The sequence below is a fragment of the Roseovarius halotolerans genome (assembly GCF_900172255.1).
In the GTDB taxonomy this organism is placed as follows: Bacteria; Pseudomonadota; Alphaproteobacteria; order Rhodobacterales; family Rhodobacteraceae; genus Roseovarius; species Roseovarius halotolerans.
The window spans coordinates 561,042-585,227 of sequence record NZ_FWFU01000003.1 but is presented as its reverse complement, the minus strand read 5'-3'; the positions used below and the strand labels follow the sequence as shown (position 1 = coordinate 585,227).

Annotated in this window: 27 protein-coding genes; 17 read left to right on the top strand and 10 right to left on the bottom strand. The window is 65.0% G+C overall.

Going from position 1 to position 24,186, the window contains the following annotated elements; all coding sequences use genetic code 11:
• Window positions 1-26: 26 nt before the first annotated feature.
• Together ROH8110_RS14000 and ROH8110_RS13995 are read right to left on the bottom strand one after the other, a co-directional pair.
• A complete protein-coding gene (locus ROH8110_RS14000) occupies window positions 27-431 on the bottom strand; it encodes a MerR family transcriptional regulator (protein WP_085818333.1) in 405 nt (134 codons plus the stop codon).
• A 230-nt stretch (window positions 432-661) separates the two neighbouring features.
• Entirely contained in the window at window positions 662-1,030 is a 369-nt protein-coding gene (locus tag ROH8110_RS13995; protein WP_085818332.1) for a MerR family transcriptional regulator, read from the bottom strand.
• A gap of 124 nt (window positions 1,031-1,154) precedes the next feature.
• On the opposite strand from ROH8110_RS13995, the gene ROH8110_RS13990 reads away from it, so the two are divergent.
• The 3 genes from ROH8110_RS13990 to ROH8110_RS13980 are packed head-to-tail and all read left to right on the top strand — an operon-like array spanning window position 1,155 to window position 3,431.
• Complete coding sequence (locus tag ROH8110_RS13990) at window positions 1,155-1,580, top strand: PaaI family thioesterase (protein WP_085818331.1); 426 nt, start codon at window positions 1,155-1,157, stop codon at window positions 1,578-1,580.
• Complete coding sequence (locus ROH8110_RS13985; protein ID WP_085818330.1) at window positions 1,577-2,104, top strand: PaaI family thioesterase; 528 nt, start codon at window positions 1,577-1,579, stop codon at window positions 2,102-2,104. Before ROH8110_RS13990 ends, ROH8110_RS13985 begins: the two co-directional genes overlap by 4 nt.
• Window positions 2,097-3,431 carry an MATE family efflux transporter gene (locus ROH8110_RS13980; RefSeq protein WP_085818329.1) on the top strand — a complete coding sequence of 445 codons (1,335 nt, stop codon included), beginning with the start codon at window positions 2,097-2,099 and terminating at the stop codon, window positions 3,429-3,431. Before ROH8110_RS13985 ends, ROH8110_RS13980 begins: the two co-directional genes overlap by 8 nt.
• Before the next feature lie 60 nt (window positions 3,432-3,491).
• On the opposite strand, the gene ROH8110_RS13975 is transcribed toward ROH8110_RS13980, so the two are convergent.
• The 3 genes from ROH8110_RS13975 to ROH8110_RS13965 all read right to left on the bottom strand — a co-directional run bounded on the left by ROH8110_RS13975 (window position 3,492) and on the right by ROH8110_RS13965 (window position 6,655).
• Entirely contained in the window at window positions 3,492-5,147 is a 1,656-nt protein-coding gene (locus ROH8110_RS13975; RefSeq protein WP_085818328.1) for an MFS transporter, read from the bottom strand.
• A 102-nt stretch (window positions 5,148-5,249) separates the two neighbouring features.
• Window positions 5,250-6,320 carry a quinone-dependent dihydroorotate dehydrogenase gene (locus ROH8110_RS13970; RefSeq protein ID WP_085818327.1) on the bottom strand — a complete coding sequence of 357 codons (1,071 nt, stop codon included), beginning with the start codon at window positions 6,318-6,320 and terminating at the stop codon, window positions 5,250-5,252.
• A complete protein-coding gene (locus tag ROH8110_RS13965; RefSeq protein WP_085818519.1) occupies window positions 6,317-6,655 on the bottom strand; it encodes a DUF952 domain-containing protein in 339 nt (112 codons plus the stop codon). Before ROH8110_RS13965 ends, ROH8110_RS13970 begins: the two co-directional genes overlap by 4 nt.
• 101 nt (window positions 6,656-6,756) lie before the next feature.
• On the opposite strand from ROH8110_RS13965, the gene ROH8110_RS13960 reads away from it, so the two are divergent.
• Both ROH8110_RS13960 and ROH8110_RS13955 read left to right on the top strand, forming a co-directional pair.
• Window positions 6,757-7,443: an SOS response-associated peptidase gene (locus ROH8110_RS13960; RefSeq protein ID WP_085818326.1), complete on the top strand. Its 687-nt coding sequence runs from the start codon at window positions 6,757-6,759 to the stop codon at window positions 7,441-7,443.
• A gap of 84 nt (window positions 7,444-7,527) precedes the next feature.
• Window positions 7,528-8,535, top strand: a complete 1,008-nt coding sequence (locus tag ROH8110_RS13955; protein WP_085818325.1) for a type I glyceraldehyde-3-phosphate dehydrogenase — start codon at window positions 7,528-7,530, stop codon at window positions 8,533-8,535.
• A gap of 77 nt (window positions 8,536-8,612) precedes the next feature.
• Here the strand turns inward: ROH8110_RS13955 and ROH8110_RS13950 are convergent, their stop codons facing one another.
• Window positions 8,613-8,891 (bottom strand): acylphosphatase, encoded by a 279-nt coding sequence (locus tag ROH8110_RS13950; protein ID WP_085818324.1) that lies wholly within the window; start codon window positions 8,889-8,891, stop codon window positions 8,613-8,615.
• Between the two features lie 115 nt (window positions 8,892-9,006).
• On the opposite strand from ROH8110_RS13950, the gene lepA reads away from it, so the two are divergent.
• From lepA to ROH8110_RS13920, 6 genes are all read left to right on the top strand, one after another.
• Window positions 9,007-10,806 carry a translation elongation factor 4 gene (gene lepA, locus ROH8110_RS13945; RefSeq protein ID WP_085818323.1) on the top strand — a complete coding sequence of 600 codons (1,800 nt, stop codon included), beginning with the start codon at window positions 9,007-9,009 and terminating at the stop codon, window positions 10,804-10,806.
• Window positions 10,807-10,902: 96 nt separating this feature from the next.
• Window positions 10,903-11,412, top strand: coding sequence for a PhnA domain-containing protein (locus ROH8110_RS13940; RefSeq protein WP_085818322.1), 510 nt, complete (start codon window positions 10,903-10,905; stop codon window positions 11,410-11,412).
• Window positions 11,413-11,498: 86 nt separating this feature from the next.
• The gene (locus ROH8110_RS13935; protein ID WP_085818321.1) at window positions 11,499-11,738 is read left to right on the top strand and encodes a PA2433 domain-containing protein; all 240 of its coding nucleotides are present in this window, start codon (window positions 11,499-11,501) and stop codon (window positions 11,736-11,738) included.
• 111 nt (window positions 11,739-11,849) lie between these two features.
• Window positions 11,850-12,101, top strand: coding sequence for a hypothetical protein (locus ROH8110_RS13930; protein ID WP_085818320.1), 252 nt, complete (start codon window positions 11,850-11,852; stop codon window positions 12,099-12,101).
• An 80-nt stretch (window positions 12,102-12,181) separates the two neighbouring features.
• Window positions 12,182-12,370 carry a hypothetical protein gene (locus ROH8110_RS13925; protein ID WP_085818319.1) on the top strand — a complete coding sequence of 63 codons (189 nt, stop codon included), beginning with the start codon at window positions 12,182-12,184 and terminating at the stop codon, window positions 12,368-12,370.
• An 87-nt stretch (window positions 12,371-12,457) separates the two neighbouring features.
• Window positions 12,458-12,643, top strand: a complete 186-nt coding sequence (locus tag ROH8110_RS13920) for a CTP synthetase (RefSeq protein WP_085818318.1) — start codon at window positions 12,458-12,460, stop codon at window positions 12,641-12,643.
• Window positions 12,644-12,728: 85 nt separating this feature from the next.
• On the opposite strand, the gene ROH8110_RS13915 is transcribed toward ROH8110_RS13920, so the two are convergent.
• The gene (locus tag ROH8110_RS13915) at window positions 12,729-13,484 is read right to left on the bottom strand and encodes an alpha/beta fold hydrolase (RefSeq protein ID WP_085818317.1); all 756 of its coding nucleotides are present in this window, start codon (window positions 13,482-13,484) and stop codon (window positions 12,729-12,731) included.
• Between the two features lie 91 nt (window positions 13,485-13,575).
• Here ROH8110_RS13915 and ROH8110_RS13910 point away from each other — a divergent pair, with 91 nt between their 5' ends.
• On the top strand, window positions 13,576-13,950 hold the full coding sequence (locus tag ROH8110_RS13910; protein WP_085818316.1) for a hypothetical protein: 375 nt from the start codon (window positions 13,576-13,578) through the stop codon (window positions 13,948-13,950).
• Between the two features lie 71 nt (window positions 13,951-14,021).
• On the opposite strand, the gene glyA is transcribed toward ROH8110_RS13910, so the two are convergent.
• On the bottom strand, window positions 14,022-15,329 hold the full coding sequence (gene glyA, locus ROH8110_RS13905) for a serine hydroxymethyltransferase (protein WP_281272808.1): 1,308 nt from the start codon (window positions 15,327-15,329) through the stop codon (window positions 14,022-14,024).
• Window positions 15,330-15,501: 172 nt separating this feature from the next.
• Here glyA and ROH8110_RS13900 point away from each other — a divergent pair, with 172 nt between their 5' ends.
• Together ROH8110_RS13900 and ROH8110_RS18550 are read left to right on the top strand one after the other, a co-directional pair.
• Window positions 15,502-16,263 carry an NAD kinase gene (locus ROH8110_RS13900; RefSeq protein WP_085818315.1) on the top strand — a complete coding sequence of 254 codons (762 nt, stop codon included), beginning with the start codon at window positions 15,502-15,504 and terminating at the stop codon, window positions 16,261-16,263.
• Between the two features lie 154 nt (window positions 16,264-16,417).
• Window positions 16,418-16,615 (top strand): hypothetical protein, encoded by a 198-nt coding sequence (locus ROH8110_RS18550; protein ID WP_139837420.1) that lies wholly within the window; start codon window positions 16,418-16,420, stop codon window positions 16,613-16,615.
• 54 nt (window positions 16,616-16,669) lie between these two features.
• Here the strand turns inward: ROH8110_RS18550 and prpE are convergent, their stop codons facing one another.
• Complete coding sequence (prpE, locus tag ROH8110_RS13890) at window positions 16,670-18,562, bottom strand: propionate-CoA ligase PrpE (protein WP_085818313.1); 1,893 nt, start codon at window positions 18,560-18,562, stop codon at window positions 16,670-16,672.
• Between the two features lie 230 nt (window positions 18,563-18,792).
• Window positions 18,793-21,072 (bottom strand): NADP-dependent malic enzyme, encoded by a 2,280-nt coding sequence (locus tag ROH8110_RS13885; protein WP_085818312.1) that lies wholly within the window; start codon window positions 21,070-21,072, stop codon window positions 18,793-18,795.
• 160 nt (window positions 21,073-21,232) lie between these two features.
• On the opposite strand from ROH8110_RS13885, the gene ROH8110_RS13880 reads away from it, so the two are divergent.
• The 3 genes from ROH8110_RS13880 to ROH8110_RS13870 are packed head-to-tail and all read left to right on the top strand — an operon-like array spanning window position 21,233 to window position 24,123.
• On the top strand, window positions 21,233-21,625 hold the full coding sequence (locus ROH8110_RS13880) for a cytidine deaminase (protein WP_085818311.1): 393 nt from the start codon (window positions 21,233-21,235) through the stop codon (window positions 21,623-21,625).
• A gap of 3 nt (window positions 21,626-21,628) precedes the next feature.
• Entirely contained in the window at window positions 21,629-22,933 is a 1,305-nt protein-coding gene (locus ROH8110_RS13875; protein ID WP_085818310.1) for a thymidine phosphorylase, read from the top strand.
• Between the two features lie 2 nt (window positions 22,934-22,935).
• Window positions 22,936-24,123, top strand: coding sequence for a phosphopentomutase (locus ROH8110_RS13870; protein WP_085818309.1), 1,188 nt, complete (start codon window positions 22,936-22,938; stop codon window positions 24,121-24,123).
• Window positions 24,124-24,186 lie beyond the last annotated feature (63 nt).

Below are 24,186 nucleotides of genomic sequence, written 5' to 3'. Positions count from 1 at the left end.
TCTCCCTGGAAATCGGTGAAGGGCGGTTATTCGGCGGCGTTCTTCGGCGACTGCCGGATCGAGGCGATCATCTTCTCGCCCCATTTCATCTGGTCGCTGAGATCGCTGATCGCGGTGGTCAGCTCGTCGCGCTGGCGCTTGAGTTCTGCCAGCCGCTCCTCGGCGATCGCATAGGCGCGGGTCAGCTGCGTAAGCTGCTGGTCGCCCCGGTCGTAAAGGTCCAGAAGCTGGCGGATTTCCTCAAGCCGGAAACCAAAGCGCTTGCCCCGCAGGATCAACTTCAACCGGGCGCGGTCGCGCCGCGTGAACAGGCGCTTCTGGCCCAGGCGACGGGGAAACAGAAGCTCCTTGGATTCATAGAATCGCAATGTGCGCGGCGTCACGTCATAAGCATCGCACATCTGGCGGATTGTCATCGTGTCTTCGGTCATTGGTCCATTCCCCAAACGGCTTCGCAAGTGAGGCGTGTCTGTCGGGGTCCAAGCTGAGGTGTCATCCCCTTGGCTACAACACCCGATCACGTTGACGTAAGAGATACGTCACGTCACTTTGAAGTTGACGCAGGATCAAGCAAGGTCAACCCGCGCCGCGCGCAGGTTTCTTGCCCGGAGTTGTGGGTGAATCGCTGGAAATGGCAAAGGGCGGGGCGGCGGTGCAGGCCCTATCCCAGGCTCGCGTCGGTCTCGTCGCGCAGCGCCTGCAACTCGGCGATGGTCTCGTCCAGCTGCGCCTTCTGCTCGGCCAGCTCGCTCAGTTGCCGGTCGGCCAGCGCGATCCAGGCGCGCATCTGCGCCTCGGTGCCCTCATGTTCGTAGATCAGCAGCCATTGCCGGATTTCCTCCAGCGAAAAACCGAATCTGCGCCCCCGCAGGATCAGGGTCATCCGGGCGATCTCGCGCGGGCGATAGAAACGCGACCGGCCCTCGCGCTCGGGGGTCAAGAGCTCGATATACTCGTAATAGCGCAACGTGCGCGGCGTCACGTCGAACCTTGCGCACATTTCCTTGAATGACAGTCGCTGTTCGGCCATCCGTGGGTACTCCTCCGCCAGAGGTTAGCTCCGCCCCCCGCCAAGAGCAACCGCCACCCTTGCGACCCTCCCGCATTCAGGCCCATAAAGGGGCCGCAACACCCAGAGGGGGCGCCGAATCCGCATGAGCGTGGACAAGACCAGGATCGCCGAACAGTTCATCACCGCAATCCCGCATTCGCAGGCGCTGGGCATGTCCCTGACCGAGATCGGCGAGGGCAGCGCGGAAATCGTCATGGATTACGACAGCCGCTTCATCGGCGATCCCGAAACTGGGGTGATTCACGGCGGCGCGGTCTCGGCCTTGATGGATACCTGCTGCGGGGCGGCGGCGATGAGCCATCCCGACAATCCCGGCCTGACCGCCACGATCGACCTGCGCATCGACTACATGCGACCGGCCACGCCGGGTCAACGCATCCGCGCGCGCGCCGAATGCTACCATGTCACTCGCTCGGTGATCTTCGTGCGCGCCCGCGCGATGGATGACGACGGCGACCGTCCGGTCGCCACCGCAACCGGCACCTTCACCGTGGAGTCGAAACCATGAGCGCATCGGGCAAGCAAACCGGCAAGCACCCCGAACCCGTCCAGGTGGTCAAGCAACGCCGCGATGCCGCGCTCAACGCGCTGGTCGAGGGCGTGCCCTATATCCGCTTTCTCGGCATCACCTTTGATCGGCGCGGCGACGAGCTGACCGCGATCATGCCGTTTGACGAAAAGCTGATCGGCAACCCGCTCCTGCCGGCGCTGCATGGCGGCGCGACGGCGGCTTTTCTCGAGGTTTCGGCGATCATCGGCCTCAGCTGGTCGATGCTCTGGCACGAGATCGAGACCGGCGCGCTCGATCCCGCCGAACTGGCGCAGGGCCGCCTGCCGCGCCTGCCCAAGACCATCGATTTCACCGTCGATTACCTGCGCTCGGGCTTGCCGCGCGATGCCTATGCGCGCGCCCAGGTGGCGCGCTCGGGGCGCCGCTATGCTTCGGTCCGCGTCGAAGCCTGGCAGGACAACCGCGCGCGTCCCTTCGCCCAGGCCTCGGGCCATTTCCTGATGCCGCGCCGCGATGGCTGAACCCGTCACCGGCGCGCTGACCCATCGCCGCGTGCTCAGGATCGCCATTCCCATCGTGCTCGCCAACATCACCGTGCCGATCCTCGGCGCGGTCGATACCGGCGTGATCGGGCAACTGGGGCAGGCGGCACCGATCGGCGCGGTCGGGATCGGCGCGGTGATCCTCTCGGGGCTCTACTGGCTGTTCGGCTTCCTGCGCATGGGCACCACCGGCCTCACCAGCCAGGCCCAGGGCGCGGGCCGCCAGGGCGAAGTGGCGGCGATGCTGACGCGCGCGCTGATGGTGGCGGGGCTTGGGGGGCTGCTGGTGATCGCCTTGCAGGCGCCGCTCTTCGCCGCCGCCTTCGCGCTTGCGCCCGCCAGCGCCGAGGTCGAATCCCTCGCGCATGAATACCTTGCGATCCGCATCTGGAGCGCACCGGCGATCATCGGGCTTTACGGCGTGACCGGCTGGCTGATCGCGCTCGAACGCACCCGCGCGGTGCTGGTGGTGCAGCTGGCGATGAACGGGGTCAATGTCGCGCTCGACCTCTGGTTCGTGCTCGGCCTCGGCTGGGGGGTGGCGGGCGTGGCCAGCGCGACCTTCATCGCCGAATGGTTCGGGCTCGGCCTCGGGCTCTGGCTTTGCCGCGATGCCTTTCTCGTGCCTGCATGGCGCGACTGGTCGAGGGTCTTCGACGCGCCCGCGCTGCGGCGCATGGCCTCGGTCAATACCGATATCCTGCTGCGCTCGCTGATGCTTCAGGGGATTTTCGTCTCCTTCCTGTTTCTCGGTGCCGATTTCGGCGACGTGACGCTGGCCGCCAACCAGGTGCTGCTGCAATTCCTGCAGATCACCTCCTATGCGCTCGACGGTTTCGCCTTCGCCGCCGAGGCGCTGGTGGGGCAGGCGATAGGGCGCTTCGACGTGGCGCGCCTGCGCCGCGCGGCGCAGCTCTCCAGCCTCTGGGGCGGGTTCGCGGTGATCGCTCTGGCGCTCGGCTTCGCGCTGTTCGGCCCCCTCATCATCGACCTCATGGCCAAGGTGCCTGCGGTTCAGGCGGCGGCGCGCGCCTATCTGCCCTGGGTCGTCGCCGTGCCGGTGCTCGGGCTTGCCCCCTACATGCTCGACGGAATCTTCATCGGCGCCACCCGCACCCGCGACATGCGCAACATGATGGCGCTCAGCCTTGCGGCCTACGGCGCCGCCGTCCTCCTGCTTCTGCCGCTCTTTGGCAATCACGGGCTCTGGGCGGCGCTGCTGATCAGCTTCGTGGCGCGCGGCATCACCCTCGCCCTGCGCTACCCGGCCCTTGAACGCGCCGCGCGCCTGTCTTCTTCTGTTTGAAAATATCCCGGGGAGCGCGAGGGGCCGGCCCCTCGCTCCGCCCTCGCCTCGGGCGCCCGCTCAGTCGGTGCTGCGCAGCCGTGAATTCTGCACCAGCCAGATCACCAGGAGCGGTGCGCCCACGGTGATGGCGGTCACCACGATCAGCAACATGCCAAGCTCGGAATAATCCGCCGGCACCGTGACAGCGCCGGTTTCCCTGTCGGTGACTTCACGCGTCACCGTGAAAATCTCGTTCAGGTAGCGCGTCAACAGGCTCGATGCCGACAGCGCCAGGTTGGTGAACGAGGCCATGACCGCAAAGAAGGTCGCCTTCAGGTTACCGGGCGCATTGCGCGCGATCCAGGCCAGCATCGGGATCATCGAGACCTGCCCCAGCGGCGATTCCACCGCCGTATCCAGCACCGCGATGAAGCGGGCATCCACGATCCCGCCGGTCAGCGGCGCGGTGATATCCTGGATCCCGTAGTAGAGCCCGAGATTGGGCAGGTTCAGCAGCCCCGCGGCCAGTGTCAGCATGACGAAGATCCACACGATCGAACGCGACGCCATCAGCGGGCGCAGCACCACCAGCCCCGCCAGCGTCAGCACTGATGTGATCAGCGACAGGACCGACAGGAATTGCTGGTCGAATCCCAGCACGTCGATCTCGAACCAGGTCTGCCCGTTGCCGGGGCGCGGGACCGCGCGAAAAACGAAGATGATCGTCGCCGTACCGATCAGCGCGCGCGCCTGCGCGGGCGCAAGCACCGCGATCAGCTGGCGCATCAGCAAGAGCACGATCGCCATCGATCCGGCAAAGACGATCTCCTGGCCGTAAGGCACCTGTCCCAGCCCCACCGCCAGCGTCAGCGCCACGAAGGCACCGCCGCCGATGAAATACCAGGGGTTCGGTTCGGTCTTCTCGTCCGGCCCCTCGAACAGCGCATCGGTCTCGTCCGGCGTCAGCCCGCGCCCCAGCATCCTGTGGCGGGCGCGGTATCTCTGCACCCCTGCCAGCATCACCCCCGAAACCGACAGGAGCGGGATCAGCAGCGCCACCAGGTAGATGCGCGCATAGATATCCGCCTTGGCGGCATCATCCATCGCCTCGATGCCGCGAAACATCCAGATATTCATCGCCGCCACCGCCACCGTGCCGGATATCAGCGCGAAACGCCCCAGCGTCTGCATGGTGGTATGCATGGCGCGGCTGGCCTCGTCCGCGATCGGCGCGCCCTCCGCATCCACGCGCGGCACCGCCTCGACCGACATCGCGTCCGCCACCGCATCCTGCAGAACCAGCCCGCAGGGCGTCAGCAGGAAGGAGGCGATGAACCAGGCGCTCGGCGGCATCACCGTCGCCATCATCGCGGTCTGCGTGATCACCAGGTACATGATGATCATGCTCAGCCCGATCAGCCCGGCGCCAAGATAGACCAGCAGCCATTTCCAGCGCCAGATGATGTCCACCAGATGCCCCAGCGGCATCTTGAGCGCCCAGGGCAGCCCCGCCCAGAACGCAAGCCCCGCCAGGTAGGCGGCCGACAGATCGAGGTATTCCTTGACATAGAACGTGCCCACGATCCCGGTCAGCCCCGAGAACCCGGCAGCGAAATAGACCATCAGCGGCGGCAGGAAGCTCCAGCGCATCTGGCGCGCGAGGTCGAACAGCACCGCGTCGATCCAGCCCGAAAATCCGCCGCGCCGCTGCTCTGTGCGCCCGTCCTGCGTCATGGCCTCTCCGTGACAGTGAAGCAATCACCCGATGTCAGGTTAGGCGCAACGCGCCCGCCTGCAAAGCCTCAAAGCGGCGCTGACGCCGCGCGCCGGGCCGCCCTAGAGCCACGCGTCGCGCCCGCGGCCCACCGCCTCGGCGACATTGGCAAACCCGTCGCGCTCGAGCAGGGCATCGAGCCCGTGCAGGATCCGCCCGACCAGGGACATCCCCTCGTAGACCAGCGCCGAATAGACCTGAACCGCATGTGCACCGGCGCGGATCTTCTCATAGGCCTGTTCGGCCGATGCCACGCCGCCAACCCCGATCAGGGGCATGTCGCCCTGTGTGAGCTGCGAAAGCCGCGCCAGAACCCGTGTCGATCGCTCGAACAGCGGCGCACCCGACAGGCCCCCGGCCTCGCTCGCATGTGGGCCATGCAGTCCCTCGCGCGCCAGCGTCGTGTTGGTGGCGATGATCCCCGACACCCCCGCCGCCGTCGCCACATCGGCGATCTCCGAGAGCTCGCCGTCGCTCAGGTCCGGCGCGATCTTGAGGAAAACCGGGATCGGATCGCGCAGAGCGCCGCGCGCCTCCATCACCCCTTCAAGCAGCTTCGCCAGCGCCTCGGCGCCCTGCAGGTCGCGCAGCTTCTCGGTGTTGGGGCTGCTCACATTGACCGTCGCGAAATCAAGGTTGCCCCCGCAATGCGCCAGCACGCGGGCGAAATCCCCGGCGCGGTCGGTGCTGTCCTTGTTGGCCCCCAGATTGAGCCCGATCACCGCGTCCTTCGGGCGCGCGGCCAGCCGCGCGGCAGCGGCCTCCATGCCTTCGTTGTTGAAGCCGAACCGGTTGATCACGCCGCGATCCTCGGTCAGGCGAAAGAGGCGCGGGCGCGGGTTGCCTTGCTGCGGGCGCGGGGTCACGGCCCCGACCTCCAGAAAACCGAATCCGGCGCGCGACAGCGGGCCAAGGGCGCGGGCATTCTTGTCGAACCCCGCCGCCAGCCCCAAAGGATTATCAAGCGCCAGCCCGGCAACCTCGCAGCGCAGGCGCGGCGAGGTGATGCGCCCCGGCAGCGGCACAAGACCCGCGCGCAGCGCCATCAGCGCCGCGTCGTGGGCGCGCTCCGGGTCAAGCCGGTGCAGCGCGGACAGCCCCATGCGCTCGAACTGGCGCGCAACGCCGCTCATGTCAGGCCCGGCGGAAAGCTGTGCGCGCCACCCTCAAGCGGCAGGGGCTGCGCCCAATGCACATCCTCAAGGCGCAATGCGCGGTAAAGATGCGGGAACAGCACGCCGCCGCGCGATTCTTCCCATTTCAGCGCATCCCCCAGCGCCGCCGCTTCGACCGCCACCAGCATCAGCCCATCCTCGCCCGCGAAATGCTTGGCGGCGGTCTCGGGGGCCTGCGCGGCCGTCGAGAAATGGATATAGCCATCGGCCAGATCGACCGGCGCGCCCCGGGTGGTGGCGTTCTCGCGCAAGGCGCGCCATTCACCGGCGCGAAATATCTTGTAGATCAGCATGATCCGGGTGATGCCCTGCCCATGCGCGCCGGTCAAGCACCAAGCGGCGGGCGCGCCTTGCGCCGCTTCACATTCACGCGCGCCTGCGGCAGGGTCGGCGCATGTGCGGACGCTATGCCAATACCTTGCCCGATGACGCGATGGCGCGGCTGTTTCAGGCCGCGCCCGCCAATGACCTGCCGCGCAATCCGAATTACAACATCTGCCCGACCAATGCCGTGCATGCGGTCACCTCGCTCGAGGGGCAGCGGCACCTGTCGGCGATGCGCTGGGGTTTCCTGCCCCATTGGTATGACAGTCCCGGCGACGGGCCGCTCCTCATCAATGCCCGCGCCGAGACCATTGCCAGTAAACCCGCCTTCGCGGCGGCCTGCCGCGCGCGGCGCTGCCTGATCCCGGCGACGGGGTTCTACGAGTGGACAAAGGACAGCGCGGGCAACCGCCTGCCGTGGTTCATCCGCCACAGCGATGACAGCCCGATCGCCTTTGCCGGGATCTGGCAGGATTGGACGCCAAAAGGCGGGCAGGGCGCTGAGCGCCTGACCACCTGCGCCATCGTCACCACGGCGGCCAATGACGCGATGTCCCGCATCCACCACCGGATGCCGGTGATCGTCGCGCCCGCCGATTGGCCGCTCTGGCTTGGCGAGGCGGGGCAGGGGGCCGCGCGGCTGATGCAGGCCCCGTCCGAGGACGCGCTCACGTTCTGGCGCGTCGATCCCAAGGTGAATTCCAACCGCGCCAGCGGGCCGGACCTGATCGAGCCGATTGACGCGGGCGAGTCATGATTTGATCAAATATTGTTTCACGACTGGCATTTCCCGCCTTGCGCGGCACAGTGTCAGCGAAACTGACCTGTCGGAGACGCGCCCATGACGAGCCGCCCCATCCGCGTTGCCATCAACGGCTTCGGCCGCATTGGCCGCACCCTGCTGCGCATCCTGCTGCGCGATGCGCGCGATATCGAACTGGTGTTGATCAACGAGATCGAGCCGCTGGCGACCTGCGCCTATCTCTTTCAGTATGACAGCGTGTTCGGCCCCTGGCCGGGCGAGGTCTCGGCGGGCGAGGGGGTGTTGCATGTGGACGGGCGCGCCATACCCTTCCATGCGCAATCCGATCTCAGCGCGCTTGATCTTGGCGGTGTCGACGTGGTGCTGGAATGCACCGGCATGGGCGGCGCGCGCGCGATGGCCGAACGCGGGCTGGCGGCGGGCGCAGGCGCGGTGCTGGTCTCGGGACCGTCGGCCGAGGCCGATGTGACGCTCGTGATGGGCGCCAATGAGGGCGACCTTGGCGATCAGCGCATCATCTCGAACGCGTCCTGTACCACCAACGCGCTGGCACCGCTCGTGCGGCTGCTGGACGATGCCTTTGGCGTGGAAAGCGGGCAGATGACCACGGTGCATTGCTATACCGGCAGCCAGCCCACCGTGGACAAGCCGCGCGACGCGCCCGAGCGCAGCCGCGCGGCGGCGCTCTCGATGGTGCCCACGACCACCAGCGCCCAGCATCAGACCGGGCTCGTGCTGCCGCATATGAAAGGGCGGATCGAGGCCCGCGCGATCCGGGTGCCCACCGCCAGCGTGTCCTGCCTCGACCTGACGGTGCAGACCCGCGCGCCGGTCAGCGAAGATGCGGTCAACGCCGTGCTGAAAGCCGCCGCCGGTTCCTCGCCGGTCTTTGGCTGGACCACGCAGCCGCTGGTCAGCGCGGACCTGCGCGCACGCCCCGAATCCGTCATCATGAGCGGGCTCGAGACCTCGGTCTCCAATGGCGGGCTTTTGCGGGTGTTCGGCTGGTATGACAATGAATGGGGCTTTTCCTGCCGGATGCTCGACATGGCGCGGCTGATCGGCGCGCGGCGCGGGCAGGGATGAGATCGGGGCGAAGGCCGGGGGGCCAGCCCCCCGGACCCCCCGAGGTATTTGAGGCCAGATGAAAGGGCCGGTTGGGGTCAGCGCCGGATCTCGAATCCGTCGCGCCCCTCGGGCGTGGCGGGGGCTGTCGCGACCTCTTTGACACGCGCGTGGACCGGCCCGCGCCGGAGGACGGAGATCATGTCATCCACCGCCGCGCCGTCGCCTTCGATCAGGGCGGTGACCGAGCCGTCGGCCTCGTTCCTGACCCATCCCGCAAGGCCGCGCGCCTGGGCGGCATCGCGTGCGAAGGCACGGAAAGCGACGCCCTGGACACGCCCGGTGATGTGGGCGGTGATGGCAGTTGGCGCAGGCATGGCGATGCTCCGTTCCGGTCTGGCGGCATTCAAGCATATCAAAAGGGGGCAGGCCAGCCCCGCGCCCCACGCAAGCTATTGACCCGCCCTGCTTTGCAGCGCATATCCGATCCTCATGACACCGCTTTCTCATATCCGCAATTTCTCGATCGTGGCGCATATCGACCACGGTAAATCCACGCTTGCCGATCGTCTGATCCAGATGACCGACACCGTGGCCGAACGTGACATGAAAGAGCAGATGCTCGACTCGATGGATATCGAGCGCGAACGCGGGATCACCATCAAGGCCAATACCGTGCGCATCGACTACACGGCCGAGAATGGCGAGCAATATGTGCTCAACCTGATCGACACGCCGGGGCATGTGGATTTCTCCTACGAGGTGTCGCGCTCGATGCGGGCGGTCGAAGGGTCGCTGCTGGTGGTGGATTCCACCCAAGGGGTCGAGGCGCAGACGCTTGCCAATGTCTACCAGGCGATCGACGCCGATCACGAGCTGATCCCGGTGCTCAACAAGATCGACCTGCCCGCCAGCGACCTTGACCGCGTCGCCGAGCAGATCGAGGAAGTGATCGGCATCGACGCCTCGGGCGCGATTCCGGTCAGTGCCAAGACAGGGCAGGGCATCCGCGAGGTGCTGGAGGCGATCGTCGCCCACCTGCCGCCCCCCGAAGGCGATGCCGACGCGCCGCTCAAGGCGATGCTGGTGGACAGCAAATACGACCCCTATCTGGGCGTCGTGGTCCTGGTGCGGATCATGGACGGCGTGCTGAAGAAGGGCGACAAGATCCGCATGATGCAGACCGGCGCCACCTACAACGTCGAGCGGATCGGCGTCTTTCGCCCCGCCATGACCGTCGTCGACGCGCTCGGACCGGGCGAGATCGGCTTCATCACTGCCTCGATCAAGCAGGTCCGCGACACCCGCGTGGGCGACACGATCACCCATGAGAAACGCAAATGCGAAAAGGCGCTGCCGGGCTTCAAGCCCTCGGTGCCGGTGGTGTTCTGCGGCCTCTTCCCGGTCGATTCCGCCGAATTCGAGAGCCTGCGCGACGCGATCGAGAAACTGGCGCTCAACGATGCCTCCTTCTCCTACGAGATGGAGAATTCCGCCGCGCTGGGCTTCGGCTTTCGCTGCGGGTTCCTCGGGCTCCTGCATCTCGAGGTGATCCGCGACCGGATCGAGCGCGAATACGATATCGAGCTGATCACCACCGCGCCATCGGTCGTCTACCATGTGTTCATGAAGGACGGCTCGGTCACCGAATTGCACAACCCCGCCGACATGCCCGACCTCACCTATGTCGACCATGTCGAGGAACCCCGCATCAAGGCCACGATCCTGGTGCCGGACGAATTCCTGGGCGACGTGCTCAAGCTCTGCCAGGACCGTCGCGGCATCCAGATCGACCTGACCTATGCGGGCGCGCGGGCGATGGTGGTCTATGACCTGCCGCTCAACGAGGTGGTGTTCGATTTCTACGACCGGCTGAAATCCGTGACCAAGGGCTATGCCAGCTTCGACTACGAGATCACCGGCTATCGCACCGACAACCTCGTGAAGATGCAGGTGCTGGTCAATGACGAGCCGGTCGATGCGCTTTCGATGATGGTCCACCGCGACCGCGCCGAAATGCGGGGCCGCGCCATGTGCGAAAAGCTCAAGGACCTGATCCCGCGCCACATGTTCAAGATCCCGATCCAGGCGGCCATCGGCGGCAAGGTGATCGCCCGCGAGACCCTGTCGGCGATGCGCAAGGACGTGACCGCGAAATGCTATGGCGGCGACGTGACCCGCAAGAAGAAGCTTCTGGAAAAGCAGAAGGCGGGAAAGAAGAAGATGCGCCAGTTCGGCAAGGTGGAAATCCCCCAGCAGGCCTTCATCTCCGCCCTCAAGATGGACGAGTAGGCCGGGGTTCACCCCGGCCCCTCCCGTACCCCCTACCGCTCGCCCCGAACACCGCCTATACCGCTGGCAACGTTTCCCGAACCCGGACCGATTGCCATGACCTGTGCCCTCTGCTCTGCCGATACAGACCTTGTCGCCCATCCCGTCCCCGGCGGCCCCGACGGCGCCAGCGTGCAGATATGCGCCACCTGCGCCGGGCAGATCGACGGCACCCCCGATCCCGACCATTGGCGCGGCCTGGCCTCGGCGATGTGGTCCGAAGACCCGGCCACGCAGGTGCTGGCGGCGCGGATGCTGGCGCGGCTTTCCGACCATGACTGGGCGCGCGACCTGGCGGATCAGCTCTGGCTGGACGACGAAACCCGCGCCTGGGCCGACAACATCGCGCAGGAAAGCGCGCATCGCGATTCCAACGGCGTGCCGCTGGCGCAGGGCGACAGCGTCGTCCTGATCAAGGACCTGCCGGTCAAGGGCGCGAATTTCACCGCCAAGCGTGGCACGGCGGTGCGCGGCATTTCCCTTGTCGCCGACAATCCCGCCCATATCGAAGGCCGCGTCGAGGGCCAGCGCATCGTGATCCTGACAGAGTTCGTGAAGAAGCGCTGAACCGGCATCAACCCGCCGACCCTCTCGCCAGTGCCGCGTGGCGTGCTACCTTTTTGCTCACGCGACACATAACGGGAGGAAACATAATGAAATATCTCGCACTCACCGCCGCTCTGGCGCTTCTTGCGGCGCCGGTCAGCGCCAGCCAATGCCCGATGGACATGGCCAAGATCGACGAGGCCATGCAGACCGCCAGCCTGTCCGAGGCCGAAATGGCCGAAGTGAAGGACCTGCGCGCCAAGGGTGAGGAGCTGCACAAGTCGGGTGACCACGCGGCGTCGGTCGAAACGCTGGCCAAGGCCAAGGAAATGCTGGGCGTCGAGTGACGCCACGGACCTACAGAGGGGGCGGATCTCCGCCCCCTTGCTCCGGCTTGCCGGAACCCTGCGGTGCTTTCGCGCGTTTCATGAATGGCGCATACTGAAAGGAGGCCCGCAATGGACCGCTTGAGCCTTGTTCTCTTTCTCGCCACGGGGCCGACCCTGATCGGCACATTCGTGACCACGGTGCTGGCCCTTGGCTATTACGGATGGCCCGCCATACTCATGGCGGCTGGGGTGGGCGCGGTGCTGACATGGCCCGCATCCCATATCATCTCGCGTTGGATCAAGCGCGACGATCCGGATTTCAATCACAAACGGCACGGCCCGCCGGGCCTTCTGCCCGACCCGAGCGCGCCTGAAATCTGATCGTGCCCGGCTGACCCAGATCAACGCGCCGCGACTGTGCGGCGCGTTAGCCTCCCGGCGACATGGCTTTGGGGGGCGACATGCTCTGGCTCACGATCATCCTGCATATCTTCATCGGCTCGACGCTGGCGGGCGTCGGCATAGTCTTCGCGCTCGTCTCCGGCCATGCCGGGGGATGGGTGTTGGGCGGCGCGGTGCTCGCGGGCTTTGTGCTGGCGTTTCCGCTGGCATGGGTGGTGGCCCGTGCCATGAGTGGCGGTGACGGGTGATGAACCTGACGCAGATCAAAGAGCGGCGTGCGCACGAGGGCTAACATCAATCTTGCGCGCGCCTTTTTGAAAGTGGGAAGGATTCTCATGTTGCGTCTGGGACTGATTCTTTATGTCTTCATCGGAACCACCCTGGCGGGTTCCGCCATGGTGGCGGCGCTGGCGGCTGGCTATGACACCACTTGGCCGGTGGTCATCTCCTCTCTGGTGGGTTTCGCCGTGGCCGCTCCGGTCGCCTGGCTGGTGGCTCGCGAGCTCTACACCGGCGAGTGAGAGCAACCGTTTTGTACCAATCCCGTCCGCAAGGCGCGGGGTTGGGTACAAAACCGGCGTACAAACCGGACGTTTTGTACCGATCTCAACCCAGCCAGGTTCGGATCGCCGCCTCGAATGCGCGCGGCCGGTCGGCATGCAACCAATGGCCTGCATCCGGAATTTTCACGAATTGAGCTTTGGGGAATAATGCCTTGATTTTCGGGCGATGTTCACGCGTGACATAATCCGATTCCGCGCCGGTCAGAAACATGACCTTTCCATCGTAATGACCTGAAATATCAGGGAAAGACATGATCTTCGGCATCTCGGCGCCCAGGGTCTCCAGGTTCAGCCGCCATTGTTTTTCTTTTATATCAATGGATTGCGTGAAAAAGCTGATCAGGGCGGGGTTGTCCACCTTGCCCTCCAACTGTGCATTCACATCCGATCGGCTCTCGATCCGGCTCAGATCGACCGATTTCATCGCCTCGATATACTGTATCTGGGAGTGGGAATAGGTCACAGGCGCTATATCTGCCACGATCAGCCGATTCACCAGGTCCGGCCGGGTCAGTGCCAGCACCATCGCCGCCTTGCCCCCCATCGAGTGCCCCAGCACATCGAAAGGCCCTTCCAGTTCCTCCAGAAGCGCGGCCAGATCCTCAGCCATATCGGGGTAGGAATGTGTTTCAAACCAAGGGCTTGACCCGTGGTTCCTCATGTCTGCGGCAACCACCTGGCGGCTGTCCGACAACCGTTTCGAGATCACGCCCCAGTTGCGCGCCGACCCGTAAAGCCCATGCGCGATCAACAGGCCCGGCATCTCTGTCCGCGTTCCATATTCGATCTTGTTCAACATGCCCTCACGCTATCCGCGCCGGCGTCCCAGCACCAGCCCTATTGAGCGCTTGGCGCAACCGCGCTAGATCTGGTGTCAGGGGGGTAAGCGCGTGATTGATCCGACATCTCTGGACTCTGACATCGCAAAGCTCGAGTCGCTTCTGCAAGAGCGCCTGGGCGTGCGCGGTCCCTCGTTCGAGGCGCGGCTCAAACGCGCCGGCCGCCGGCTGCCGCGCTTCGCCCGCCGCGCCGGTGATCGAATCGCCAAGGCCCGGATTTTATTGGAAAATCCACGCCTCGCGCGGCTGGTCGACAAGCCCGGAACGATGCATTCCATCGCCATCCTGCGCGGCCATCTCGAAACGATCAACGCCGGAGAGCGGCGCAAGTCCCTCATCCTCGGACTGCTGGGCAGCATGGTCTTCAACCTGCTCGCGCTGGTCCTGCTGATCCTCGTGCTGCTGCGCTGGCAGGGTGTGATCTGAGCCTGCGGGCATGAAAAAAGGCCCACGCGGATTATCCGCGAGGGCCTTTGAAATGATTTCAGAACAATGCGTTAGAGGGTCTGGTAGAGTGGGAACCGCTGGCACATCGAGGCGACCTCGGCCTTGACCTTTTCCTCGACGGCGCTGTTGCCCTCTTCGCCGTTCGCCGCCAGCCCGTCGACCACTTCGACGATCCAGTCGGCTATCTGGCGGAACTCGGCCTCGCCAAATCCGCGCGTCGTGCCCGCCGGCGACCCGAGACGGATCCCGCTGGTGACGGTGGGCTTTTCGGGATCAAAGGGAACCCCGTTCTTGTTGCAAGTGATATGCGCGCGCCCGAGCGCCTTTTCGGTGGCGTTGCCCTTGACGCCCTTGGGCCGCAGATCGACCAGCAAGACATGGGTATCCGTGCCGTGCGTCACGGTATCGAGCCCACCCTTGATCAGCTGATCGCTCAGGGCCTGCGCATTGGTCACGACCTGCTTGATATAGGCCTTGAACTCGGGGCGCAGCGCCTCGCCGAAGGCCACGGCCTTGGCGGCGATCACATGCATCAGCGGCCCGCCCTGGATGCCGGGGAAAATGGCCGAATTCACCTTCTTGGCGATGGTTTCGTCATTCGTCAGGATCATGCCGCCGCGCGGTCCGCGCAGGGTCTTGTGGGTGGTGGTGGTCGCGACATGCGCATGCGGGAAGGGCGAGGGATGCTCACCCGCCGCCACGAGACCCGCGAAATGCGCCATGTCCACATGCAGGTATGCGCCCACCATGTCGGCGATCTCGCGCATGCGGGCAAAGTCGATCTGGCGCGGGATGGCCGAGCCGCCCGCGATGATCAGCTTGGGGTTATGTTCCTTTGCCAGCGCCTCGACCTGATCGTAGTCAATCAGGTTGTCCTGCTTGCGCACACCATATTGCACGGCATTGAACCACTTGCCCGACTGGTTGGGCGCGGCGCCGTGGGTCAGGTGCCCGCCCGCATCGAGGCTCATGCCCAGGATCGTGTCGCCGGGCTTGATCAACGCGGTAAAGACGCCCTGATTGGCCTGACTGCCCGAATTGGGCTGCACATTGGCGAAACCGCAATCGAACAGCTTGCAGGCGCGCTCGATGGCCAGGTTCTCGGCGATGTCGACGAACTGGCAGCCGCCATAATAGCGCCGTCCGGGGTAACCCTCGGCGTATTTGTTCGTCATCACGCTGCCCTGGGCTTCCATGACGGCGGCAGAGACGATGTTTTCGCTGGCGATCAACTCGATCTCGTCGCGCTGCCGGCCCAGTTCGAGGCCGATCGCCTTGGCGATCTCGGGGTCGCGCGATGCGAGGGATTCGGTGAAAAACCCTTCGGACATAAAGGGCTGGTTTCCATCATGAGGCATTGGGGCAACTCCGTCCGTGTGATTTCGGGGATTTCCTATCGGAAACAGGCCCTGTTTGAAAGGATGTAAAGCGACAAAAGGACTTGTTGGACCGGCATATCTGGCGCAACAGGTGGAATTGTGGTTCGATCCGACCGACAGGACGTGCTTAGGAAACGAGGCAGCGCAGACGATGGCCCGGAAAATCGCCTTTCTCGCAAGCAATGCGCCCTCCGCCCAGACAGCGCGGGCGGCGCTGGTTGCGCGTTATGGCGACGTGCCCGAGGCCGAGGCCGATGTGATCGTCGCATTGGGGGGCGATGGTTTCATGCTCGAGACGCTGCACCGCACGCAGGATCTGCCCGCGCCGGTCTATGGCATGAACCGCGGCACGGTCGGTTTCCTGATGAATGAATATTCCGAGACCGACCTGCTTGACCGGCTGGCAGAGGCCCAGGAAGAGGTTATCAATCCGCTGGCAATGACGGCGCAATGCGCGCATGGCGCCCTGCACGAGGCGCTGGCGATCAACGAGGTTTCGCTGCTGCGTGCCGGGCCTCAGGCCGCCAAGCTGAGGATCACCATCGACGGCAACCTGCGGCTGGCGGAACTTGTCTGTGACGGAGCGCTGGTGGCGACCCCGGCGGGCTCCACGGCGTATAACTACAGCGCGCACGGGCCAATCCTCCCGATCGGGTCGGACGTGCTGGCGCTGACGGCGGTGGCGGCGTTCAGGCCGCGTCGCTGGCGCGGCGCGCTGTTGCCGAAAACGGCGCATGTGCGCTTTGATGTGATCGAGCCGGAAAAGCGCCCGGTCATGGCGGATGCCGACAGCATCTGGGTCGAGAACGTGCTCTGGGTCGAGATTCACTCCGATCCCGACGTGGCTCATCGTATCCTTTTCGACCCTGGTCACGGGCTTGAAGAGCGGCTTTTGCGCGAACAGTTCGTTTAGCGCGGTCTTTCCGGGATTCATTCAAAATCAACGATTTAGGAGCATGCTATCGGATAGCACGCGCCTGTTATTGCCTGTCCTGCGCCGCGATCCGCATTGTGGTGTTGCCTGCCAGGTGTGGGCCGCCACGGAACAGGATAACAGGAGAACGACCATGCAACCGCACTGCAAGACCCCGCCCCATACGTCGACGCGCAAGCGCCTTGCGCTGGTGTTGGGGCTGGTGATTGCCGGTTCGGGCGTGTTCGCGGGCATCAGCCGGGGCGGCGCGCCTGAGTTGGACCCTGTAAAGGCCCTGTCGATCAGCCCGGTTCAGGTAACCGTGCTCGACGCTCAGCGCGCGGAAGGGTAGGCGGCGGCGCCCGCCCCGACGCGCGGATGCATCGGGGCGGGCCTGCAGGCAGTGTCAGCCCTTGGCGTAGCCAATGGTTTGCAGCGCCTCGCGGATTTCATCGAGGATCGCGGGATCGTCGATCGTGGCGGGCATCTTGAAATCCTCGCCATCGGCGATCTTGACCATCGTGGCGCGCAGGATCTTGCCAGAGCGCGTCTTGGGGAGCCGGTCCACCACCACGGCCAGCTTGAACGCGGCGACGGGGCCGATCTGGTCGCGCACCATCGACACGCTTTCCTTGACGATGGCGTCGTGGGGCCGATTCACGCCCTTGGTCAGACAAAGGAAGCCGAGCGGCAACTGCCCCTTCAGTTCGTCGGTCACACCGATCACTGCGCATTCCGCGACATCCGGGTGAGCGGCAAGCACCTCTTCCATTGCCCCCGTCGACAGGCGGTGGCCCGCGACATTGATCACGTCATCGGTGCGTGCCATGATCCAGAGGTATCCGTCCTCATCCTTCATGCCCGCGTCGCCGGTTTCGTAATAACCGGGGAAGTGGTTCAGATAGGATGAATGAAAGCGGTCCTCGGCATTCCAGAGCGTCGGCAGCGTGCCGGGGGGCAGGGGAAGCTTGATGGCGATGGCGCCCAGTTCACCGGCGGGCATCTCGTGACCGGCCTCGTCGAGAATCTGCACGTCATAGCCGGGCATCGCAACGGTGGGCGAGCCGGTCTTGACGGGCAGGGCTTCGATCCCGGCGGGGTTTCCAGCGATCGTCCAGCCGGTTTCGGTCTGCCACCAGTGATCGTAGACCGGCACACCCATCACCTTCCTGGCCCATTCGATCGTGTCCGGGTCGGCCCTTTCGCCCGCCAGATAGAGGGCGCGCAGGCAGGAGATATCGTATTTCTTGATCATCTCGCCCTTGGGGTCGTCGCGCTTGATGGCGCGAAAGGCCGTGGGCGCGGTAAAGAAACTGCGCACCTTGTGTTCGCTGATGACGCGCCAGAACGTGCCCGCATCAGGTGTGCCGACGGGTTTGCCCTCGAACACGATGGTCGTATTGCCATGTATCAGCGGCGCGTAGCAGATATAGGAGTGTCCCACGACCCAGCCCACATCCGAGGCGGCCCAGAACACATCGCCAGGATCGACATTGTAGATGTTCTTCATCGTCCAGTTCAGCGCCACCAGATGCCCGCCGGTATGGCGCACCACGCCCTTGGGCGCGCCGGTGGTGCCGGATGTGTACAGGATATAGGCGGGATGGTTGCCCTCGACGGGAACGCAGTCGGCAGGCTCCACGCCATATTGGAAACTGTGCCAGGCAAAGTCGCGCCCTTCTTCCAGATGGGCGACTTCCTGCTCGCGCTGGAAGATCACGCAGAAATCGGGCTTGTGCGCCGCCTGTTCGATGGCGCCGTCCAGAAGCGGCTTGTAGTGGACAACGCGGCCCGGTTCGATCCCGCAGGAGGCGGCGATGATCGCCTTGGGTTTGCAATCGTCGATGCGTACAGCCAGCTCATGCGCGGCAAATCCGCCAAAGACCACCGAGTGGATCGCGCCCAGCCGGGCGCAGGCCAGCATCGCTTCAAGCGCCTCGGGAACCATTGGCATATAGATGATGACGCGGTCGCCCTTTTCGATCCCCTTGGCGCGCAATGCACCGGCAAGACTGGCAACGCGGTCGCGCAGCTCCTTGTACGTGATTTCGTGCTTGGTGTGGGTGACCGGACTGTCGTGGATGATCGCCACCTGGTCGCCGCGGCCTTGCTCGACATGGCGGTCGACGGCGTTGTAGCAGGTGTTCACCATGCCATCGGCGAACCATTCATAAAGCGGGGCATTGCCGTCGAAAAGCGCCTTCGAGGGCATCTCGTCCCAATCGATCGCCTTGGCCTGCTCCATCCAGAAGGCGTCGGGGTCGCGCTTCCAGCTCTCATAGATGTCCTTATATGCCATCGTGTCCTCCTCCGGTCCGTTACAGATGTGTTACGGGCGAGGCGACGTTGCGGCAAGTGAGTTGGCCGCGCGCGTGGCAGATTATCGCATGAAATTTGCAGATTTTATGCGCAAGGGCCTGCAAATTTTTGCAAAGCCGTTAGATTCATGCGGTCGCGCGGCAAAGCCTGTGACACTTGCAAATCTGCAAACCTGCTTTCTGCAAACCGGCCTCTGACGGATTCGCCGACTCAGCCGTAATGGCGCACCGGCGTTCCCGCGATGGCGGCCATGTTCAGGAGGCCGCGTGCGGTGACACCGGGGGTGACGATATGGACGCGGTTGCCCATGCCCATCAGGATCGGTCCGACCTCCAGCCCGCCAGCCTTCATCTTGAGAATGTTGCGCACGCCCGAGGCGGCATCGGCATGGGCGAAGATCAGCACATTGGCCGCGCCACTCATGCGGTTGTCGGGCAGGAGGCGTTCGCGCAGTTCGGTGTCAAGCGCAGTGTCGATATTCATCTCGCCCTCATAGGCGAAATCGCGCGGCGCGGAATCGAGTATCTCGATCGCTGCGCGCAGGCGTTTGCCCGAGCCCTCGGCCTGGTTGCCGAACTGCGATTGCGAGCAGAAGGCGACATTGGGGACGATCCCGAAGCGGCGCACATGGCGCGCCGCGCCGATTGCGGCCTCGGCCAGCTGTTCGGGTGTGGGGAGGGAATGGACGTGCGTGTCGGCGATGAACAACGGACCATCCTCGAGGATCATCAGCGACAGCGCCCCATGCGGGCGCAGGTCGGGGGTGCCCAGAACCTGCGTGACATAGTTCAGATGCCAGCGGTATTCGCCGAACGTGCCGCAGATCAGGCTGTCAGCCTCGTCACGATGCACCATCACCGCGCCGATGGCGGTCGTGTTGGTGCGCATGATCGCCTTGGCCAGATCGGGTGTGACGCCCCGGCGCTTCATCAGGTCGTGGTAGCTGCCCCAATAATCGCGATAGCGGGGGTCGTCCTCGGGGTTGACGACGCTCAGGTCGCGGCCGGGGCGGATTTCCAGACCCAGCCGTTCACAGCGCCGCTCGATCACCGAGGGGCGGCCGATCAGGATCGGCAGTTCTGTCGTATCCTCAAGGATCGCCTGCGCCGCGCGCAGCACTCGCTCGTCCTCGCCTTCGGCAAAGACGATCCGGCGAGAGGCCGTTGCGGCGGCTTCAAAGACAGGGCGCATGAGCAGAGCGGATTTGAACACCGACGCATCGAGCCGGGTCTTGTAGGCCTTGAGATCCTCGATCGGGCGCGCGGCCACACCTGTTTCCATTGCGGCACGGGCGACGGCGGTCGAAACGATACCGGAGAGGCGCGGGTCGAAGGGTTTGGGGATCAGGTAATCGGCGCCGAAGGTCATCGGCTCGCCCTGATAGGCTGCGGCGGCTTCGGCGCTCGTGGTAGCGCGAGCCAGGTCGGCGATGCCCTCGACGCAGGCGATCTGCATCGCGTCGTTGATCTCTGTCGCGCCCACGTCGAGAGCGCCGCGAAAGATGAAGGGAAAGCAGAGAACGTTGTTGACCTGGTTGGGAAAATCGCTGCGCCCCGTCGCGATGATTGCCTTGGGGGCGACCTTGCGCACCTCGTCGGGCATGATCTCGGGCGTGGGGTTGGCCAGCGCAAAGATGATCGGGCTGTCAGCCATCTTTTCCACATGCTCGGGCCGCAGGACATTCGGCCCCGACAGGCCGAGGAACATATCCGCCCCGCCGATGACGTCGCCAAGGTCGCGCAGGTCGGTATCCTGCGCAAAGGCCTCTTTCTGGGGGTTCATGTCTTTGCTGCGACCTTTGTAGACAAGGCCGTGAACGTCGCAGAGCCAGATATTGCTGCGCCGCACACCGAGCTTCAACAGCAGGTTGAGACAGGCGATCCCAGCTGCGCCGCCACCGGTCGAGACGATCTTGACGTCCTCGAACCGCTTGCCTGCCACGTGCAGGGCGTTGGTCGCCGCCGCGCCGACGACAATGGCGGTGCCATGCTGATCGTCGTGGAACACTGGAATGTTCATGCGCTCGCGGCACAGCTTTTCGACGATGAAGCAATCCGGCGCCTTGATGTCCTCGAGGTTGATCGCGCCGAACGTGGGTTCCAGCGCGCAGACGATATCGGCCAGCTTCTCGGGGTCGCTTTCGTTCACTTCGATGTCGAAGCAATCGATATCCGCGAATTTCTTGAAAAGGACGGCCTTGCCTTCCATCACCGGCTTGGAGGCCAGCGCGCCGATATTGCCAAGGCCCAGGACGGCCGAGCCGTTGGTAACCACTGCCACAAGGTTGCCGCGCGCAGTGTAGCGGCTGGCATTGGCCTCATCTTCCTTTATCTCGAGACAGGCTTCGGCAACGCCGGGGGAATAGGCGCGCGCAAGGTCACGGCCATTGGCCATCGGCTTGGTGGCGCGGATTTCGAGTTTTCCGGGTTTGGGAAATTCATGGTAGGCCAATGCCGCGTGACGCAGGTTCTCATTTGGATTGTCGGTCATGGTTTCCTCCCTCGCGGCATTTAGTTTAACATTAAACTATTATTTTGCCGGTGCAATCCCGATCTTGCCGGACCTTCTCCGCAGCTTGCATCCCGCAGCGCGCGGACGCAATGTTTAACCCAAGCGGTCCGCGCGGGACCTGAAAGTGAAAGGATAAGGGATGTCGCTGCTCGCTGATGCCGAGGCGGTGCGTGAAAACGCCCATGCACCCTATTCCGGGTTCAAGGTCGGTGCGGCGGTGCGCGCGGCGTCGGGGCGAGTCTATGTCGGGTGCAATGTCGAGAACGCTGCCTATCCCGAAGGCACCTGTGCCGAGACCGGCGCGATCGCGGCGATGGTTGCGGCGGGTGAGACCGAACTTTCGGAGGTGGCGATCATCGCCGAAGGCACCGAACCGATCAGCCCCTGCGGCGGATGCCGCCAGCGGTTGGCCGAGTTCGGCGGGCCGGACACATTGGTCATCATGGCTACGCTGGACGGGCGGCAGCGGAGCGCCAGGCTGGGCGATCTCTTGCCCGGTGCTTTCGTTGCCTCCAGCATCGTGAAGGGCTGAGCGATGGATGCCAGGGCAATCATCGCCATGATCCGGGATGGCGCCCCGGTGGGGCGCGCAGAGCTTTCGTGGTTCGCAGACGGGCTGGCCGATGGCCGCGTCAGCGATGCACAGGCGGGGGCGTTCGCGATGGCGGTCCTGTTGAAGGGCCTGGGCGACGCGGGGCGCACGGCCCTGACACTGGCGATGCGCGACAGCGGACGCAGGCTGGACTGGTCAGTTGATGGGCCGGTCATCGACAAGCACTCGACCGGCGGGGTCGGCGATTGTGTGAGCCTCGTGCTGGCGCCCGCGCTGGCGGCCTGCGGGGCCATCGTGCCGATGATCTCGGGCAGGGGGCTTGGCCATACTGGCGGGACGCTCGACAAGCTCGAGTCGATACCGGGGATCACCACGCAGCTTGATGAAGCGCAGTTTCGTGCCGTCGTTGCGCGCGCCGGATGCGCGATTGTCAGTGCCAGCGCCGAGATGGCCCCGGCGGATCGCCGTCTGTATGCGGTGCGCGACGTGACCGCGACGGTGGAAAGCCTTGATCTGATCACCGCCTCGATCCTCTCCAAGAAGCTGGCTGCGGGGCTCGAGGGGCTGGTGCTGGATGTGAAGGCCGGTTCGGGCGCCTTCATGAAGTGCGATGCGGATGCGCGGGCATTGGCAGCGGCGCTGGTCGAAACAGCAAACGCGGCGGGTTGCCGGACAAGCGCCGTGGTATCGGACATGAACCAGCCGCTGGCACCCGCGCTTGGCAATGCGCTGGAGATGGCCGAGGCGATGCGGGTGCTGCGTGGCGATACGCAGGGGCGGTTGGGCGCTTTGACCATCGAACTGGCGGGCGAGGCGCTCAGAATCGGCGGGATGGCTGCCACGCGCGAGGCGGGGGCGCAGATGGTCTCCGAGACGCTGTCGGATGGTCGCGCCGCTGCGCATTTCGGTCGGATGGTGGCCGCCATGGGTGGCCCGAATGACTTCGTCGAGAACTGGGAAGGCCACTTGCCCGAGGCCGTCGTGATCCGCGATCTGCCCGCACCCTGCGCGGGCCATGTCACGGCGATGGATGGCGAATCCATGGGGCTGGCGGTGATCGGCCTTGGCGGCGGGCGGCAGGTGGAGGCGGACAAGGTGAACCCCGCGGTCGGCCTGGATCGGGTTCTGCCGCTTGGCGCATCGGTTGCCAGGGGCGATCCGCTCTTGCGCATTCACGCGACATCCGAGGATGACGCCGACAGGGCGGCAGAACAGCTGCTACGGGCGACCGTGATCCGCGATGCCCCAGCGCAGATCCCGGCCCTGATCCATGAAAGACTGGGTTGAGCATGGCGCGCGCCTTCCTCGTGGTGATGGACTCGGTGGGCATAGGCGGGGCGCCCGACGCCGGGGCGTTCTTCAATGGGGGCATTCCCGACACTGGGGCGAATACAGTTGCCAATATTGCCAAGGCGCGGCCTGGCGGTTTGCATTTGCCGGTGCTTGATGCTCTGGGCCTTGGGGCGGCGATCCGGCTGGCATCCGGTGAAGACGCACCTGGGCTGGGCAGCCTGCCGACAGGGGGCTGGGGCTGCGCGACCGAGCAGTCGCCCGGCAAGGACACACCCACCGGGCATTGGGAACTGGCAGGGGTGCCGGTGCCCTGGGAATGGCATCACTTTCCCGATTGCGTCCCCGCTTTCCCACCCGACGTGCTGGCGGCGGTGCAAGAGGCTTCGGGCGCCGGCGGCACCTTGGGCAATTGCCACGCGTCGGGCACGGATATCATCGCGCGCCTCGGGGCCGAGCACATGCGCAGCGGTTGGCCGATCTGCTACACTTCGGGCGACAGCGTCTTTCAGATCGCCGCCCACGAAGACAGTTTCGGGCTGGAACGCCTGCTTGAAACCTGCCGCCGGGTTGCGCCGGTCCTGCATGGGATGCGGGTCGGGCGGGTGATCGCGCGACCGTTTCTGGGCGACAGCGCGGGTGGCTTCATACGCACCGCGCATCGGCGCGACTATGCGATGCCGCCGCCTGCGCAGACCTTGTGCGACTGGGTGCAGGGGGCGGGCGGCAAGGTGCATGCAATCGGCAAGATTGGCGATATCTTCTCAATGCAGGGGATCGACGACGTGGTGAAGGGCGACGATCGTGAATTGATGCGCCATCTCGAGCGCGCGATCGACAATGCGGAACCCGGCAGCCTGACCTTTGCCAATTTCGTGGAATTCGACAGTCTTTACGGGCATCGCCGCGATGTTGAGGGCTATGCGCGGGCGCTGGAATGGTTCGACCGTGAGATCGGCAAGCTGCTCAAGCGGCTTGGGGCGGGCGACATGCTGCTGCTCTGCGCCGATCACGGCAACGACCCGACCTGGCCCGGGAGCGACCATACCCGCGAACGCGTACCCCTCCTGATCGCCGGGCTTGGCGCGGGGCGGATCGGGCAGGTGGCTTTCGCCGATGTGGGGGCCAGCGTTGCGGCGCATCTTGGTGTGCCATCGCAAGGGCCGGGCCGCAGCTTTCTTCCGTGAGGGCACGGACCTCGCCCGTTGCCCTTTGCCGCGCTTTCTGAAATGACAGAAAAAACCGCCGTA

Bases quoted from the DNA above. Each gene is read 5' to 3' on its own strand.
- ROH8110_RS14000 (WP_085818333.1), bottom strand. From the start codon at position 431: ATGACCGAAGACACGATGACAATCCGCCAGATGTGCGATGCTTATGAC.
- ROH8110_RS13995 (WP_085818332.1), bottom strand. From the start codon at position 1,030: ATGGCCGAACAGCGACTGTCATTCAAGGAAATGTGCGCAAGGTTCGAC.
- ROH8110_RS13990 (WP_085818331.1), top strand. From the start codon at position 1,155: ATGAGCGTGGACAAGACCAGGATCGCCGAACAGTTCATCACCGCAATC.
- ROH8110_RS13985 (WP_085818330.1), top strand. From the start codon at position 1,577: ATGAGCGCATCGGGCAAGCAAACCGGCAAGCACCCCGAACCCGTCCAG.
- ROH8110_RS13980 (WP_085818329.1), top strand. From the start codon at position 2,097: ATGGCTGAACCCGTCACCGGCGCGCTGACCCATCGCCGCGTGCTCAGG.
- ROH8110_RS13975 (WP_085818328.1), bottom strand. From the start codon at position 5,147: ATGACGCAGGACGGGCGCACAGAGCAGCGGCGCGGCGGATTTTCGGGC.
- ROH8110_RS13970 (WP_085818327.1), bottom strand. From the start codon at position 6,320: ATGAGCGGCGTTGCGCGCCAGTTCGAGCGCATGGGGCTGTCCGCGCTG.
- ROH8110_RS13965 (WP_085818519.1), bottom strand. From the start codon at position 6,655: ATGCTGATCTACAAGATATTTCGCGCCGGTGAATGGCGCGCCTTGCGC.
- ROH8110_RS13960 (WP_085818326.1), top strand. From the start codon at position 6,757: ATGTGCGGACGCTATGCCAATACCTTGCCCGATGACGCGATGGCGCGG.
- ROH8110_RS13955 (WP_085818325.1), top strand. From the start codon at position 7,528: ATGACGAGCCGCCCCATCCGCGTTGCCATCAACGGCTTCGGCCGCATT.
- ROH8110_RS13950 (WP_085818324.1), bottom strand. From the start codon at position 8,891: ATGCCTGCGCCAACTGCCATCACCGCCCACATCACCGGGCGTGTCCAG.
- lepA (WP_085818323.1), top strand. From the start codon at position 9,007: ATGACACCGCTTTCTCATATCCGCAATTTCTCGATCGTGGCGCATATC.
- ROH8110_RS13940 (WP_085818322.1), top strand. From the start codon at position 10,903: ATGACCTGTGCCCTCTGCTCTGCCGATACAGACCTTGTCGCCCATCCC.
- ROH8110_RS13935 (WP_085818321.1), top strand. From the start codon at position 11,499: ATGAAATATCTCGCACTCACCGCCGCTCTGGCGCTTCTTGCGGCGCCG.
- ROH8110_RS13930 (WP_085818320.1), top strand. From the start codon at position 11,850: ATGGACCGCTTGAGCCTTGTTCTCTTTCTCGCCACGGGGCCGACCCTG.
- ROH8110_RS13925 (WP_085818319.1), top strand. From the start codon at position 12,182: ATGCTCTGGCTCACGATCATCCTGCATATCTTCATCGGCTCGACGCTG.
- ROH8110_RS13920 (WP_085818318.1), top strand. From the start codon at position 12,458: ATGTTGCGTCTGGGACTGATTCTTTATGTCTTCATCGGAACCACCCTG.
- ROH8110_RS13915 (WP_085818317.1), bottom strand. From the start codon at position 13,484: ATGTTGAACAAGATCGAATATGGAACGCGGACAGAGATGCCGGGCCTG.
- glyA (WP_281272808.1), bottom strand. From the start codon at position 15,329: ATGCCTCATGATGGAAACCAGCCCTTTATGTCCGAAGGGTTTTTCACC.
- ROH8110_RS13900 (WP_085818315.1), top strand. From the start codon at position 15,502: ATGGCCCGGAAAATCGCCTTTCTCGCAAGCAATGCGCCCTCCGCCCAG.
- ROH8110_RS18550 (WP_139837420.1), top strand. From the start codon at position 16,418: ATGCAACCGCACTGCAAGACCCCGCCCCATACGTCGACGCGCAAGCGC.
- prpE (WP_085818313.1), bottom strand. From the start codon at position 18,562: ATGGCATATAAGGACATCTATGAGAGCTGGAAGCGCGACCCCGACGCC.
- ROH8110_RS13885 (WP_085818312.1), bottom strand. From the start codon at position 21,072: ATGACCGACAATCCAAATGAGAACCTGCGTCACGCGGCATTGGCCTAC.
- ROH8110_RS13880 (WP_085818311.1), top strand. From the start codon at position 21,233: ATGTCGCTGCTCGCTGATGCCGAGGCGGTGCGTGAAAACGCCCATGCA.
- ROH8110_RS13875 (WP_085818310.1), top strand. From the start codon at position 21,629: ATGGATGCCAGGGCAATCATCGCCATGATCCGGGATGGCGCCCCGGTG.
- ROH8110_RS13870 (WP_085818309.1), top strand. From the start codon at position 22,936: ATGGCGCGCGCCTTCCTCGTGGTGATGGACTCGGTGGGCATAGGCGGG.